Below are 14,503 nucleotides of genomic sequence, written 5' to 3' on the forward strand. Positions count from 1 at the left end.
CTCCTCGTCGGCCTCGAGCCGGTCCTGCACCATGCGCACGGCACGATCCTTGAACGCTTGCGGATACTTCGAAGGCATATCCCAATCCTCTCGAAAACGGATCGGAACGAAACCCAGGACGGTTCAGTGGAGGAATCGGGCGGCGGCTAGCGCTTGGCGGTGCAGCCCGCGCTCGCGGCTCGGGCCGACCGTGGTCGGGCGGGTTCTGGGCCGCGGCAGAATCTCTGAGCCGCGGCAGAATCGCGGGGATTGTGCCGCGATTGGGGGATTGTGCCGCGGTTCGGAGCGTGTGCGGCGGTGCTGAGGCTGAGGTGCGCCGGGTGCGCTTCGCGCGCGGCGCGCCCGCACTCGCGGCGGCGCGAGCGGCGGGAGACTGGGGACATGCAGATCGAGCGGGCGGCCGAGGCGTTCGCCGCGCACCTGGAGCGGGTGCGGCGGCTGTCGCCCGCGACCGTTCGGGCGTACCGATCGGACCTGGCAGACCTCGCCGATGCCGTCGGCGACCTCGAGCTCGCCGGGATCGACATCGAGCACCTGCGCGACTGGCTGTGGCGCGCGACCAAGCGGGGCGACGCGCGGTCGACCCTCGCCAGGCGAACGTCGTCCGCACGCTCCTTCTTCGCGTGGGCGCACGACGAGGGCCTGGTGCCCGCCGACCCGAGCCTGCGTCTCGTGACCCCGAAGCGCGGGCGCACGCTGCCGCAGGTCGCGACCGCCGACGCGATGCGCGATGCGCTCGATGCGCTCACCGCGGCCGCCGCCGAGGGCGACCCGATCGCGCTGCGCGATCACGCGGCCCTCGAGCTGCTCTACGGCGCCGGCATCCGCGTCTCCGAACTGTGCGGGCTCGACATCGGCGACGTCGACCTCGACCGGGGGACGGCACGCGTGCTCGGCAAGGGGTCGAAGGAGCGGGTCGTGCCCTTCGGTGCGCCGGCCTCGCGAGCTCTCGGTGCGTACCTGACGCGGGCGCGACCCGCACTGCGGGAGCGCGCGAAGCGCGGTGCGGCTGGCGGGGACCCGGAGCCGTCGGACCGCGCGCTCCTGCTGGGGGCGCGCGGCGGGAGGCTCGGGCCCCGCGCCGTGTACGACCTCGTCGCCCGCACGATCGGCCCCGCGGTGGGCTCGTCGTCGGTGGGGCCGCACGCGCTGCGGCATTCGGCCGCGACCCACCTGCTCGACGGCGGAGCCGACCTGCGCGCCGTACAGGAGATGCTCGGGCACGCGAGCCTCGGCACGACGCAGATCTACACGCACGTCTCCTCCGAGCGCCTGCGTCAGAGCTACCGCCTGGCGCATCCGCGAGCGTAGGCCGAGTGCCGACGGGGCGGCCCTGCCGGCCACCGTGGCCGTCAGGCTGGGGCGTCGCGGGCAGATCGGGAACTCCCCGCGAACGAGGGAATCCGTGCGGCACCGGACGTGTCGACGCTGCGGGGGGAGGGGACTTCCCCGCGCGCGAGGGAACCCGTGGTCCGGTGCTCGCCGCCTCCGCCGCGGCCCCGAGTTCGGATTCGCGACGAACCGGACGCCCGTGATGGCTACGCACCCGGCGCCGTGCCCGTGGTGAGCCGGATGCTCGGTTCGCGGCGGGCCCGGTGCCCGAGCCTGTGGTGAAACGGATGTTCGGATCGCGACGGACCCTCCGCTCGAGCCCGTGGTGAGCCGGATGCCGCGGTTCGCGGCGGGCCCGGTGCCCGAGCCTGTGGTGAAACGGATGTTCGGATCGCGACGGACCCTCCGCTCGAGCCTGTGGTGAGCCGGATGCCGCGGTTCGCGGTGCGACCTATGTGCAGCAGGGCAGCAGCACGGCGCGGGGGACCCCGCCGAGGAGCAGGCGGGGGTTGATGTAGTCGCCGTGCAGGCGCACGCCGAAGTGCACGGCTCCCCGCGGCGCATGGCCGCCGGAAGCGACGACGCCGACGGCGTCGCCTGCCGCGACGGCGTCGCCGGGCGACAGGGCGCTCTCGACGGGCTCGAGCGTCGTGACGAGGCCGTCGCCGTGGTCGATCGTCACGAGCGGCCGGTCGACCACGACGCCTGCGAACGCGACGACGCCGCCGGCGGGGGAGCGGATCTCGCCGGCCGCCGCCAGGTCCATCCCGCGGTGACCCGGGGCGTAGTCGTGTGCCGGCCCGGCGAACTCCGCGAGCACGTGGACCGGCACGACGGGCCAGACCCACGGCTCGCGCGTGGGCACGGTCGCCGACCCACCGGCGGGCGCGGCCGGGCCGAGGAACCGCGCCGCGGCCGCCACGGCGTTCTCCGCGCGCGGTGCGCCCGCGGCGGCACGCGCACGGGAGGGGAGCGGAAGAGGTCCCGTCACGGCCGCGGCTGCCTGAGTCGGCCCGGATCGCTCTGCGACCGCTCCCGGGTGACGGGCATGGGCGGGATCCGCCGCGATCAGCGTCAGCGCGAGCGCGGTCGCGAACGCGAGGAACAGGCGGAACGACGCGCGCCGCCCCGCACCGCGGCGGGTCGGAGCGCGCACGCCGATGGAGTCGTCCGGCCTGCGGCGGATCGTCGTGCTCATGGCGCCACTGTGCGCCGACGCACCGCCGATCGGAACAGCACGGATCGGGGTGTGCATCGTCCCCACCGCGGGCAGGCGGGTGTGGGCGAGGAGTCGGCGACGCCGCCGGCGCACATCCCTCGGTCGCCGAACCCGCGCTCGCGCGTGGCCCCGGATCGTCAGCCGTGAGTGAGGGGCGGGAACAGGGGCCGAGCGGCGCGCACCCCTCGGCTGCCCCACAGCCGTTCCGAGGAGGTCGAGCTGATATGCTTGCCCCTGCACCCCGGGTGATCGGGGTGACTTCGCGTGCCCAGAGCGGGCGCCCGCAGCGGCCGGACGGCCGACGCGGCTCCCGCGGCAGCTTCTCCCTTCGGTCCCTCTCGATGAGGGTGGGAGTGCGTCGGGCACCAGGACACCAACCGCAGAATCGCGCCCGCGAGGGCGCCAGACAAGGAGTACGACCATGGCCGTCGTCACCATCCGCCAGCTGCTCGACAGCGGCGTTCACTTCGGACACCAGACCCGCCGGTGGAACCCGAAGGTCAAGCGCTTCATCCTCACGGAGCGCAGCGGCATCCACATCATCGACCTGCAGCAGTCGCTGGGCTACATCGACAGCGCGTACGAGTTCGTCAAGGAGACGGTCGCCCATGGCGGCACGATCCTCTTCGTCGGCACGAAGAAGCAGGCGCAGGAAGTCCTCGCCGAGCAGGCGCTGCGCGTCGGCCAGCCCTACGTCAACCAGCGCTGGCTCGGTGGTCTGCTGACCAACTTCCAGACGGTGTCGAAGCGCCTCGCCCGCATGAAGGAGCTCGAGGAGCTGGACTACGAGAACCCCTCGGAGTCGGGCTTCACCAAGAAGGAGCTGCTCCTCAAGAAGCGCGAGCTCGACAAGCTGCACAAGTCGCTCGGCGGCATCCGCAACCTGCAGAAGACCCCGTCGGCCCTGTGGGTCGTCGACGCCAAGCGCGAGCACCTCGCGATCGACGAGGCCAAGAAGCTGGGCATCCCGGTCATCGGCATCCTCGACACGAACGTCGACCCGGATGACCTGCAGTACCCGATCCCCGGCAACGACGACGCGATCCGCTCCGTCTCGCTGCTGACCCGCATCATCGCCGACGCCGCGGCCGAGGGCCTGCAGGCCAAGCACAACCCCGAGGCCGGCGACGCCGAGCCGCTCGCCGAGTGGGAGCAGGAGCTCCTCGCCGGCGACGAGGCGAAGGCGGCCGAGGGCACCGAGGCTCCTGCCGAGACCGAGGCGCCCGCCGAGACCGAGGCGAAGCCGGCCGAGGCCGCTGACGCCGAGGCCCCCGCAGCCGAGTAATGCTCATGGCCCGGCGGTCATCGCCGCCGGGCCCTCAACGACCAACTGATAGGGAGAGCCGCACAATGGCCAACATCAGCATCGCTGACATCAAGACGCTGCGCGAGCAGCTCGGCACGGGCATGGTCGACACCAAGAAGGCGCTCGAGGAGGCCGGTGGCGACATCGAGAAGGCCACCGAGATCCTGCGCCTGAAGGGTGCGAAGGGCAACGCCAAGCGCGCCGACCGCTCCACGAGCGAGGGCCTCGTGGCCTCGCGCGAGGTGGGCGGCAAGGCGACGCTCATCGAGCTCGCCTGCGAGACCGACTTCGTGGCGAAGAACGACAAGTTCATCGCCCTCGCCGACCAGGTCGTCGACGCCGTCGCCGCCGCGGGCGCCGAGACGGTCGAGGCCGGCCTGGCCGCCGCTGCCGGCGACAAGACCGTCGACCAGCTGATCAGCGACGAGGCCGCGATCATCGGCGAGAAGGTCGAACTGCGCAAGGTCGCGACCCTCTCGGGCGACGCCTTCCAGGTGTACCTGCACCGCACGAGCAAGGACCTGCCCCCGCAGGTCGGCGTGGTCGTCGCCTACTCGGGTGACGACGCGGAGACGGCTCGCTCGATCGCGCAGCACATCTCGTTCGCCGACCCGCAGTTCCTGTCGCGCGACGAGGTCCCGGCCGAGGTCGTCGACAAGGAGCGCGACATCGTCACCGAGATCTCGCGCAACGAGGGCAAGCCCGAGGCAGCCCTGCCGAAGATCATCGAGGGCCGCGTCAACGCGTTCTTCAAGCAGGTCGTGCTCGGCGAGCAGCCCTACGCGAAGGACAACAAGCTGTCGATCGACCAGGTCGCGAAGGACGCCGGCATCACGGTGACCGGCTTCGCCCGCTTCAAGGTCGGCGCGTAACAGCCCGATTCAGGGGCCCGGATCCGCGAGATCCGGGCCCCTTTTTCGCGGCATCATCCGTACCCGATGGCGGGCGACTGCGGATGCCGCACCCATCAGCTAGCGTGAGAAGCGGCCTGGACGGAACGCTTCGCGAGAGAAGGAACACACATGCGCAATGAGACGGGGCGCCGGCGCGTCCTCCTGAAGCTCTCCGGCGAGGCCTTCGGCGGTGGCACCCTCGGTGTCAACCCGGATGTCGTCGGCCAGATCGCGCGCGAGATCGCAGAGGTGACCGACGAGGTCGAGGTCGCGGTCGTCGTCGGCGGCGGCAACTTCTTCCGCGGCGCCGAGCTCAGCCAACGAGGCATGGAGCGAGGCCGCGCTGACTACATGGGCATGCTCGGCACCGTGATGAACGCACTCGCGCTGCAGGACTTCCTCGAGCAGGCGGGCGCCGCAACGCGAGTGCAGTCGGCCATCGAGATGACCCAGGTCGCGGAGCCGTACATCCCGCTGCGCGCCGAGCGCCACCTCGAGAAGAGCCGCGTCGTCGTGTTCGGCGCCGGTGCCGGCATGCCGTACTTCTCGACCGACACCGTCGCCGCCCAGCGCGCGCTCGAGATCGGTGCAGTCGAGGTGCTCGTCGCCAAGAACGGCGTCGACGGCGTGTACACGGGCGACCCCCGCACCGACGCGACCGCCACGAAGCTCGACAGCGTGACGTACTCCGACGCTCTGCAGCGCGGCCTCAAGGTCGTCGACTCGACCGCCTTCAGCCTGTGCATGGACAACGGCATGGACATGCGCGTGTTCGGCATGGAACCGGCGGGCAACATCACGCGCGCCCTGCGCGGTGAGGAGCTCGGCACGCGCGTCAGCTCCTGACGCCACGGCGGACAACGCGCCGGGCCGCCCGGCTCGGCGCGCGGCGCGGACTGCGCCAAGTAGACTCGACCCAGTTGTATCGACGAATGGAGCCACCGTGATCGCGGATGTTCTGAAAGAAGCGACCGGCCGCATGGAGCGCGCTGTCGAAAGCGCGAAAGATGACTTCGCCACGGTGCGGACGGGGCGCGCGAACCCGCAGCTGTTCGAGCGGCTGACCATCGACTACTACGGCTCGCCGACGCCGCTGCAGCAGCTGGCATCGATGCAGAACCCCGAGGCGCGCACGATCGTGATCACGCCCTACGACAAGTCGGCGCTGAAGGCGATCGAGGACGCGATCCGGGAGATGCCGAACCTCGGGGCGAACCCGACGAACGACGGCAACCTCGTGCGGGTCACGATGCCGGAGCTCACGCAGGAGCGCCGCAAGGAGTACGTCAAGCTCGTGCGCGCGAAGGGTGAGGACGCGAAGGTCCACGTGCGCGGCATCCGGCGCAAGACGAAGGACGAGCTGGACGCGCTCCAGGGCGAGGTCGGCGAGGACGACATCGCACGCGGCGAGAAGGAGCTCGACGCCCTGACCAAGACCTACGTCGACAAGATCGACGAGGCGCTCAAGCACAAAGAAGCCGAGCTCCTCGAGGTCTGACCGAGCATGTCGCGGGGGTCCGACGAGGGCGAGAAGCCGCCGGGCGAAGAGCACGGTGACGACGCTCAGCACACGCACTTCGAGGGCGCGCGCGAGCGGATGGAGCACACGCGCGAGCAGTTCGACCAGGCACGCGAGCGCGCCCGTGATCAGGTCGAGCACGCGCGCGAGCAGTTCGATCAGGCGAACGAGCGCATCAAGGAGCGCACGGGCCGCGACCTGCTGCTCGCGATCGCCGTCGCGCTCGTGCTCGGTGCCGCCGTGCTGTGTTCGCTGCTGTTCCTGAAGGGGCTGTTCGTCGTCGTCGCCCTCGCGGGTGCCGGGATCGGCGTCTTCGAGCTCGTGCGGGCGTTCCAGGGCGGCGGGCGCCGCGTCGACCTCGTTCCGCAGCTCGTCGCGGTGCCGCTCATTCTGCTTCCGGCATACTTCCTCGACGAGCAGGTGCACTGGACGAGCCTGTTCCTCGCGATCGCGCTCATCATCGTCTGGCGGCTCGTCGCCCAGATGACCGAGGGCGACGGCCGCGCCCGCGGCGCCACCGGGGTGCTCGACGACGTCGTCTCCGGCGGATTCATCGCGCTGTACGTGCCGTTCCTCGCGAGCCTCGCGCTCGCGCTTCTCCGCCACGAGAACGGCGAGTGGTGGATCCTGGCGTTCCTGATCGTCGTGGTCGTCGCCGACACGGGTGCCTATGCGTCCGGCCTCGCCTTCGGCAAGCACAAGATGGCGCCCCGCATCAGCCCGAACAAGACCTGGGAGGGCCTCGCCGGCGCGGCGGTCGCGGCTCTCGTCGCCGGTGCCCTGCTCGCCCACTTCATGCTCGGGCTGCCGTGGTGGTCCGGCCTGATCATCGGCGCCGTGATCCTATTGACGGCGACGATCGGCGACCTGGGTGAGTCGATGCTCAAGCGCGACCTCGGCATCAAGGACATGAGCGACTGGATCCCCGGGCACGGCGGCGTGCTCGACCGGCTCGACAGCATCCTGCTCTCCGCGGGCGCGGCGCTCGGCCTGTTCCTCGCGCTGTCGCCGCTGAGCTCGCTCTGATCCGCCCGCCGCTACACTCAGTGCGAACCACAGACACGAGGACCGAGGATGAGTGACACCGCGACCATCGACTCCGGGGCCGAGGCAGGCGCGCCGAAGAAGCTCCCCTTCCCGGTGACGCACGGCCGGGAGCGCGGGTACGACCGCCGGCAGGTCGAGGAGTTCATGGCGAGGGCCCGCGCCGCGTTCGAAGCAGGGGGAGCGGACGAGCCGGGCGCGCTGACGGCGGAGGACGTGCGCCGCGCCGCGTTCACTCTCACGAAGAAGGGCTTCGAGGTCGAGGCCGTCGATCAGGCGCTCGGCCGCATCGAGGAGGCATTCGCCGCTCGCGAGCGGCGCCGCGCGATCGATTCGGAAGGGCCGAATGCCTGGGTGGACCGGGCGCGCGACGAGGCACAGGTGATCCTCGACCACCTCGACCGGCCCGCGAAGCATCGCTTCGCGCGCGTCGGTGCGTTCTCGCACGGCTATGCTCCCGACGAGGTCGACGCGGTCGCCGACCGGATCACGGAGTTCCTGCAGCTCGGCACGCCGCTCGAGGCGGAGCAGGTGCGACAGGCGGCGTTCCGGGTCGTCCGCCGCGGCTACCGCGAGGAACAGGTCGACGCGCTGCTCGACGCCGTCGTCGAGATCATCCTCGCCGTGCGCTGAGCGCGCGGGGGAGAATCTCGAATCAATGTCACGGCATGGTAACGAGCCTGGTACAGTGGGGGCACTGTGACTCCCGACACACCTCAGAAGCAGAAGCAGACCACGCTCTCCCGCCGCGAGACCCGCGCCCTCATGCAGGACGCGGGGCTGATCGAGCGCCGCGAGAAGCAGGCGTGGTCGGTCAAGCGCACCGTCACGACGGCTCTCGCCGGCGTCGGTGCGCTCGCGCTCGTCGGTGCGTTCGCGGCGCCGAGCCTCGGCGCGTTCTCGGACCCGGCCGAGGCCGCGGCGACGATCCAGACGACGTCGGCCTTCGAGGACACGCTTGCCGAGGCGCAGGTCTACGCCGCCGACGAGAACGTCGAGCCGATGGCGCTGCAGAGCAGCGCCTACGAGGTGTACGTCAAGCCGAAGCCCAAGCCGAAGCCGAAGCCGGAGCCCGAGACGGCATCGAACGAAGGCGATTCCGACAGCAGCGGCGAATCGAGCGGCGACTCCGGCGGTGGCGGCAGCGCGCCGAGCCCGTTCTACTCGGGCGGCGGCTCGAAGGAGGAATGGCTCACGGCCGCCGGCATCGCTGAGTCCGACTGGGGCTACGTCGACTACATCGCCAACCGCGAGAGCGGCTGGAACCCGAACGCGACCAACCCGACCTCGGGTGCCTGCGGCATCATCCAGGCACTTCCGTGCAGCAAGGTGCCCGGCAGCGGCTACGACCCGGTCGACAACCTGCGGTGGGCCAACGGCTACGCGATCGACCGCTACGGCAGCTGGGCCGCGGCGTACAGCTTCTGGACCGCCAACCACTGGTGGTGACCGGAGCGATCCCATCGCCCCCTGCTCGCGCTTCGGCGGCGCAGGGGGCTTTCGCGCGCCCCGAACCATCCGGTGCCCGCTCGACCACGGGGGGAGCGCGCTGATGGGGCGCTCGCGCAGCAGGCGCGCCGTCGACAGGCGCCGCCGCGAGGAGCAGTCGCGCGACGGCTTCGACCGGATGCTCTCGGGCTTCCGACGCACGGAGACGCGGCGCGGCAGGGAGTACTCCGTCCAGCCTGTGTCGGGCCAGCGCGCCGTCAAGGAGTACACCTGCCCCGGCTGCAGCGGAACCGTGGCGGTCGGAGCGGCGCACGTCGTCGTCTGGCGCGAGGACGGCGTGATGGGCCCCGAGGCCGACCTCGCCGCTCGACGGCACTGGCACACCCACTGCTGGTCCATCGCCTGAGCGACGCGCAGGTGCCGCGCTGCCGTCGTTGTCGTCGGTCGCTGGCCCGGAAAGGCCCGCTTCCCTCCTCCGCCTCGGCATCACGACCCCTGCGCGCCGCTCGGGGGTGATGCGCGGGGGCCGCGCTGCCGTCGTTGTCGTCGGTCGCTGGCCCGCAAGGCCCGCTTCCCTCCTCCGCCTCGGCATCACGACCCCTGCGCGCCGCTCGGGGGTGATGCGCGGGGGCCGCGCTGCCGTCGTTGTCGTCGGTCGCTGGCCGCCGGATAGGGTGGGCGGGTCGTGTCTGACGAGCGAAGGGAACGATCGTGGCGGAGATCCGTGGGGCCGTCGAGCTGCCCGCGAGGCGCGAGGACATCGAGCTGACGACGCGGGACGGGCTGACGCTCGTCGGGGAGCTGGCGCTGCCGGCCGGGCGCGCGCCGGTCGCGACGCTCGTGACGCTGCACCCGCTGCCCACAGCGGGCGGGTTCATGGACTCGCACATCATCCGGAAGGCTGCGGCCCGACTGCCCGAGCTCGCGGGGCTCGCTGTCCTGCGCTTCAACACCCGCGGCACATCCTCGCCGCGCGGCACGAGCGACGGTGCGTTCGGCGACGGCGTCGCCGAAGAGGCCGATGTCGCGGCGGCGATGGCGTTCGTCGCCGAACGGGGGCTCCCGAACCCGTGGCTGCTCGGCTGGTCGTTCGGCACGGAACTGGCGCTGAAGTACGGCCGCGAACACCCCGTGCGCGGCATGATCCTGCTCTCGCCGCCTCTGCACCGCGCGACCGACGACGATCTGCGGGCGTGGAACGGCGACGAGCGCCCCGTCGTCGCGCTGATCCCCGAGTTCGACGACTTCCTCCGGCCCGCCGAGGCGGCGGAGCGCTTCTCGGTCGCGCCCGGCATCCGGCTCATCGCCGTCGAGGACGGCAAGCACCTGTGGGTGGGGGAGAAGCAGACCTACCGCGTGCTCAGCGAGATCGTCGGGCTGACGGCGCCGGAAGCGCTCCCGCTGCCGACCGAATATCCCTGACGCCTCAGCGGGCGTCCATCCGGGGGATGAGCACCTGGCGGTAGATGATCAGGATGCTCGCCGCGATCGGGATCGCGATGAGGGCGCCCAGGAGGCCGAGCAGGGCGCCGCCGGCGAGGGCCGCGACCACGACGACTCCGCCGGGAACGGAGACGGCCCTGCTCATCACGCGCGGCGAGATCACGTATGCCTCGATCTGCATGTACACGAGGTAGTAGATCGCGGCGATGATCGCGGTCGTCACGGAACCCGTGCCGGGGATGAGGCACACGAGGACGATGATCGTCGACGCCGTGATCGAGCCGACGAGGGGGATCAGCGACCCGAGGAACGCGATGACGGCGAGCACGGCGGGGAACGGCGCATCGATGATGTTCAGGAAGATCATGCTGAGCACGCCGTTGATCAGGCCGAGCGACAGCTGGCCCATGACGTAGTAGCCGACGGAGTCGGTGATCTGGTCGGCGACGCCGATGAAGCCCGGTCGCTTCGACGCGGGAACGACCCGGTAGACGGCCGAGCGCAGCGTCGGCGTCGACGCCGTGAAGTAGATCGTCAGGATCAGGATGATGAAGGCGCCGAACAGACCCTGGGCGACGCCGACCGTCAGCCCCAGCACGCCCTCGCTGATCGTGTCGATGTTGTCGAGGAGCCAGCTGTTCACGCGTTCGAACAGTTCGTCGACCTGAAGGGTCGGGAACGTCGTCTCGAGCCACGTGACGGTATCGGTCTGCCACGAGCCGCTGTTGATCAGGAACGAGATGCGGCGCACGAGCTGCGTGATCTGCTCGATCAGGGTCGGGAACACGATCCAGATGATCCCGCCGAAGACCGCGAGCGTCGCGATCACCGTGGTGAGAACGGCGAGCCAGCGCGGCAGCTTCTTGCGCTCCAGCCAGGACACGACGGGGTCGAGGCCGAGCGAGATGAACAGCGCCGTTCCGACGTAGAGCAGGATCGACGAGAGCGCCTGCACGCTCTGGAGCAGGATGAGCCCGAGCCCGACGCCCAGCGTCGCGACCAGGGCGACCCGGAAGGGGTTGTGGATCTTCATCGTTCTCCTCGCGTCGAGCAGTTCGCACCAAGCCTATGCGGGTGGGGGCGGCGAGCGGAGCCTCCCCGCGGGCGTTCCGCCGGATCGTCCCGGTCGGCCCATCCAGCGCTCCCGCGGGTTTCTCCCCGATCGTTCAGGGGCGGGCCCGGTACCCTGAACCGTTGAGTTCTCGACAATCGCGAGCGGCCACGGGCGCTTCCCGCCCCGCGCCGCGCGCCGAGGGAGTGGTTACGTGCGTTTCGTATGGGCTGTGGTGGCGTTCATCCTCGCCGCCGGTCTGATCGCGGTGGGCGTCGCCCAGCGCACCGTTCTGCTGGGCCCCGACTCGGAGACGATCACGGTCTCGTCCGAGGAGGACCTGCCCTACACGGTGATCGACTCCGACGTGTTCGAGGCGCTTCCCGAAGCGCTGCCGGGCGAACGAGGCACTCTGACGATCGAGAGCGAAGGCCCCATCTTCGCGACCTACGCGCGCACCCTCGACGTCGAGGGCTGGCTGAGCGACCAGACCTACACCCGTGCATCGGCCGACGGCGGCTCGATCGACGTCGCGACGGTCGCCCCGACCGCCGAGATCGACGGCGAGTCGCCCGTGCGCACCCCCGCCGGCTCCGACCTGTGGCTCGAAGAGTTCACGGCCGAAGGGTCGATGGAGGAGAACTTCACCTTCCCCGAGGGCATGGAGCTGAGCGTCCTGATCGCGTCGGACGGCGAGGCAGCGGCACCCGAGACCATCGAGGTCACGTGGCCGATCGACAACAGCACGCCGTCGGCGCCGTGGTTCATCGGCGCCGGCATCGCGATGCTCGTGCTCGGCATCATCCTGTACATCTTCGCCGTGCTGCACGCGCGGCGCTCGCGCGGCCCGCGCCGCAAGGGGCAGCCGGTGCCGCTGACGGGCCCCGTCGCGACGGCGAGGGACAAGCACGCGGCCAGCCCGCTGCCCGGAGCCGCCGTCGGCACCCAGGATGCGCTCGAGGAGGGCGAGGACGCACGGGGCGGAGACGCCGCGGGCGACGACGGCCGCGACGGCCCTTCGGATGACGACGCGAACGGCACCGGGGCATCCGGCGGCGCCTCCGGATCCGGGTCGGGCTCGTCGAGCGGGCCCCCCGAGGGCGGCACGGCGCGGCGCACCGCGGCGACCCGCCGCGGCTGGCGTCTCGCGCTCCCCGCGCTCGGCCTCTCGGCCGCGCTGCTCGCCGGCTGCACCCCCGATGCGCCTGCGGAGGGCCCTTCGCCCTCACCGAGCGCGACGGCGGACGACACAGGGGCCGACGCGCAGCAGCCGGCGGTGACGGAATCGCAGGCGGCGCGCATCGTCGCGGACGTCTCTGCGCATGTGACGAAGGCGGACGAGGAGAGGGACGCCGACGTCGCGGACGACCGCCTGACGGGCGTCGCTCTCGCGATGCGCGAGGTGAACTACTCGCTCGGCGAGGAGATCGACGACTACGGGTCGCTGCCGGGCGTACCCGCCGAACCGATCGTGGTCCTGCTCCCGCAGGCGTACGACGGGTGGCCCCGTTCCGTGATGGCCGTCGTCGAAGACGCCGAGGACGAGACGGTCGCGCCCACGATGCTCGCCTTGACCCAGGAGGACCCCTGGTCGGACTACAGGGCGACGTACATCTCGCAGCTGCGCCCGTCGGCCGAGATCCCGGATCTCGCGCCCGCCTATCAGGGCACGGCGCTCGTTCCGCCGGACTCGTCCTTCCTGCAGGTCGCGCCTCAGGATCTCGCCGGCGCGTACGCCTCGATCCTCGGAGACGGGGAGGAGAGCGAGTACGCCTCGCTGTTCGACATCGAGAACGACGGGTTCTACGCCGAGGTCCAGGACAAGCGGGCGCAGACGAAGAAGAACTTCGACAAGACGGGCGAGGAGACCGGCGACCTCACGTTCGACGAACGCGGTGGGGACACCGATCCGTTCTCGCTGCTGACGCTGCACAGCGGTGCGATCGTCGGCGTCTCGGTCGTCGAGACCGAGCAGGTCACCCCCGCCGAGGGCGAAGACCAAGACCGCACACTGATCAAGTTCGAGGACGACGCGGTGCTGAAGGCGCTCACGGGCGAGGAGGAATCGGCCGGGGGCGTCAAGACCGAATACGTCGACCAGCTGTTCTTCTACGTTCCGGCGAAGGGATCGGAGGAGAAGATCCAGCTCCTCGGCGCTTCCTCGTCGATCCGCGACGCCACCATCCTCGAGGTCGAGGATGATGGAGACGAAGAAGAAACAGCGGAGTAGCGCCCGCGCTCCGCACGCCACCCGCTGACCACCGCTCTCGACGAAAGATCGCACCCGATGTCGAACGTTCCTCCCGAGGCGGCCGCCCTGCGCGGCGCCGTCGACCTGTCGTCGCTCAAGAACCGCCAGACCGCGCCTCCGCAGGGCGCAGGCGCGCCCGGTGCCGTTCCGGATGCCGGGGCGCCTGCGGCATCCGGAGCCCTCGTCCGCGACGTCACCGATGCCACGTTCAACGAGATCCTCGAGCTCTCGCGGACCGTCCCGGTCGTCGTCGACCTCTGGGCCGAGTGGTGCGGGCCGTGCAAGCAGCTCAGCCCCGTGATCGAGAAGGTCGTGCGGGAGCTCGGCGGCCGCGTCGTGCTGGCGAAGGTCGACGTCGACGCGAACCCGCAGCTGCAGCGCGCCTTCCAGGCGCAGTCGATCCCGATGGTCGTCGCGCTGCTGGCGGGGCAGCCGGCGCCGCTGTTCAACGGGGCGATCCCCGAGGAGCAGGTGCGCCAGGTGCTCGACCAGCTGCTCCAGATCGCGGCGCAGAACGGCATCACGGGCACGGTGGAGGCCGGCGACGCACCCGAGGCCGATGCCGAGCCGGAGGAGAAGCCGCTCCCGCCGCTGCACGCCGAAGCGTTCGCGGCGATCGAAGCCGGCGACTACGCCCGCGCGGCCGAGGCGTACGAGAAGGCCCTCAAGGAGAACCCGCGCGACGACGAGGCTCAGGCCGGGCTCGGGCAGGTGCGCCTGCTCGGCCGCGTGCAGGACGTCGACCTGCAGCAGGCCCGCCAGGTGGCGGCCGAGGCGCCGAACGATGCCGCCGCTCAGCTCGTGGTCGCCGACCTCGACATCGCGGGCGGCCACGTCGAGGACGCCTTCGAACGGCTCCTCGACCTGTTCGCGTCGCTCGACGCGGAAGCGCGGGGGCCGGTGAAGGATCGCCTCGTCGAGCTCTTCGGCGTGATCGGCGCTGCCGACCCGCGCGTCGTGAAGGCGCGCACGCGGCTGACCAACCTGCTCTTCTGA

14 protein-coding genes are annotated in these 14,503 nt (G+C 71.1%); 12 read left to right on the plus strand and 2 right to left on the minus strand.

The window, feature by feature from the left end:
* Positions 1-381 precede the first annotated feature (381 nt).
* Complete coding sequence (locus tag C0010_RS07285) at positions 382-1,311, plus strand: tyrosine recombinase XerC (RefSeq protein WP_105566420.1); 930 nt, start codon at positions 382-384, stop codon at positions 1,309-1,311.
* Between the two features lie 472 nt (positions 1,312-1,783).
* On the opposite strand, the gene C0010_RS07290 is transcribed toward C0010_RS07285, so the two are convergent.
* A complete protein-coding gene (locus tag C0010_RS07290; protein ID WP_105566421.1) occupies positions 1,784-2,530 on the minus strand; it encodes a M23 family metallopeptidase in 747 nt (248 codons plus the stop codon).
* 442 nt (positions 2,531-2,972) lie between these two features.
* Between C0010_RS07290 and rpsB the strand changes: the two genes are divergently transcribed.
* The 9 genes from rpsB to C0010_RS07335 all read left to right on the plus strand — a co-directional run bounded on the left by rpsB (position 2,973) and on the right by C0010_RS07335 (position 10,184).
* Positions 2,973-3,836, plus strand: coding sequence for a 30S ribosomal protein S2 (gene rpsB / locus C0010_RS07295; RefSeq protein ID WP_105566422.1), 864 nt, complete (start codon positions 2,973-2,975; stop codon positions 3,834-3,836).
* A 65-nt stretch (positions 3,837-3,901) separates the two neighbouring features.
* On the plus strand, positions 3,902-4,729 hold the full coding sequence (tsf, locus tag C0010_RS07300) for a translation elongation factor Ts (protein WP_105566423.1): 828 nt from the start codon (positions 3,902-3,904) through the stop codon (positions 4,727-4,729).
* A 150-nt stretch (positions 4,730-4,879) separates the two neighbouring features.
* Positions 4,880-5,596: a UMP kinase gene (pyrH, locus tag C0010_RS07305; protein ID WP_105566424.1), complete on the plus strand. Its 717-nt coding sequence runs from the start codon at positions 4,880-4,882 to the stop codon at positions 5,594-5,596.
* Positions 5,597-5,693: 97 nt separating this feature from the next.
* On the plus strand, positions 5,694-6,248 hold the full coding sequence (frr, locus tag C0010_RS07310; protein ID WP_105566425.1) for a ribosome recycling factor: 555 nt from the start codon (positions 5,694-5,696) through the stop codon (positions 6,246-6,248).
* A gap of 6 nt (positions 6,249-6,254) precedes the next feature.
* On the plus strand, positions 6,255-7,295 hold the full coding sequence (locus C0010_RS07315) for a phosphatidate cytidylyltransferase (RefSeq protein WP_324998177.1): 1,041 nt from the start codon (positions 6,255-6,257) through the stop codon (positions 7,293-7,295).
* 48 nt (positions 7,296-7,343) lie between these two features.
* Entirely contained in the window at positions 7,344-7,946 is a 603-nt protein-coding gene (locus C0010_RS07320) for a DivIVA domain-containing protein (protein WP_105566426.1), read from the plus strand.
* Positions 7,947-8,012: 66 nt separating this feature from the next.
* Entirely contained in the window at positions 8,013-8,762 is a 750-nt protein-coding gene (locus C0010_RS15250) for an aggregation-promoting factor C-terminal-like domain-containing protein (protein ID WP_232531812.1), read from the plus strand.
* Positions 8,763-8,865: 103 nt separating this feature from the next.
* Positions 8,866-9,168 (plus strand): hypothetical protein, encoded by a 303-nt coding sequence (locus C0010_RS07330; RefSeq protein WP_174150251.1) that lies wholly within the window; start codon positions 8,866-8,868, stop codon positions 9,166-9,168.
* Between the two features lie 302 nt (positions 9,169-9,470).
* Entirely contained in the window at positions 9,471-10,184 is a 714-nt protein-coding gene (locus tag C0010_RS07335) for an alpha/beta hydrolase (protein WP_105566427.1), read from the plus strand.
* Positions 10,185-10,188: 4 nt separating this feature from the next.
* Here the strand turns inward: C0010_RS07335 and C0010_RS07340 are convergent, their stop codons facing one another.
* Positions 10,189-11,238, minus strand: coding sequence for an AI-2E family transporter (locus C0010_RS07340; protein ID WP_105566428.1), 1,050 nt, complete (start codon positions 11,236-11,238; stop codon positions 10,189-10,191).
* Between the two features lie 253 nt (positions 11,239-11,491).
* Here C0010_RS07340 and C0010_RS07345 point away from each other — a divergent pair, with 253 nt between their 5' ends.
* Positions 11,492-13,486: a glycosyl transferase gene (locus C0010_RS07345; RefSeq protein ID WP_105566429.1), complete on the plus strand. Its 1,995-nt coding sequence runs from the start codon at positions 11,492-11,494 to the stop codon at positions 13,484-13,486.
* Positions 13,487-13,543: 57 nt separating this feature from the next.
* A complete protein-coding gene (locus C0010_RS07350) occupies positions 13,544-14,503 on the plus strand; it encodes a tetratricopeptide repeat protein (protein ID WP_105566430.1) in 960 nt (319 codons plus the stop codon).

The sequence above is a fragment of the Microbacterium halophytorum genome, assembly GCF_002970975.1.
In the GTDB taxonomy this organism is placed as follows: domain Bacteria; phylum Actinomycetota; class Actinomycetes; order Actinomycetales; family Microbacteriaceae; genus Microbacterium; species Microbacterium halophytorum.

Excerpts from the sequence above, each read along its gene's own strand:
- C0010_RS07285 (WP_105566420.1), top strand. The coding sequence starts at position 382 with ATGCAGATCGAGCGGGCGGCCGAGGCGTTCGCCGCGCACCTGGAGCGG.
- C0010_RS07290 (WP_105566421.1), bottom strand. The coding sequence starts at position 2,530 with ATGAGCACGACGATCCGCCGCAGGCCGGACGACTCCATCGGCGTGCGC.
- rpsB (WP_105566422.1), top strand. The coding sequence starts at position 2,973 with ATGGCCGTCGTCACCATCCGCCAGCTGCTCGACAGCGGCGTTCACTTC.
- tsf (WP_105566423.1), top strand. The coding sequence starts at position 3,902 with ATGGCCAACATCAGCATCGCTGACATCAAGACGCTGCGCGAGCAGCTC.
- pyrH (WP_105566424.1), top strand. The coding sequence starts at position 4,880 with ATGCGCAATGAGACGGGGCGCCGGCGCGTCCTCCTGAAGCTCTCCGGC.
- C0010_RS07315 (WP_324998177.1), top strand. The coding sequence starts at position 6,255 with ATGTCGCGGGGGTCCGACGAGGGCGAGAAGCCGCCGGGCGAAGAGCAC.
- C0010_RS07320 (WP_105566426.1), top strand. The coding sequence starts at position 7,344 with ATGAGTGACACCGCGACCATCGACTCCGGGGCCGAGGCAGGCGCGCCG.
- C0010_RS07330 (WP_174150251.1), top strand. The coding sequence starts at position 8,866 with ATGGGGCGCTCGCGCAGCAGGCGCGCCGTCGACAGGCGCCGCCGCGAG.
- C0010_RS07340 (WP_105566428.1), bottom strand. The coding sequence starts at position 11,238 with ATGAAGATCCACAACCCCTTCCGGGTCGCCCTGGTCGCGACGCTGGGC.
- C0010_RS07350 (WP_105566430.1), top strand. The coding sequence starts at position 13,544 with ATGTCGAACGTTCCTCCCGAGGCGGCCGCCCTGCGCGGCGCCGTCGAC.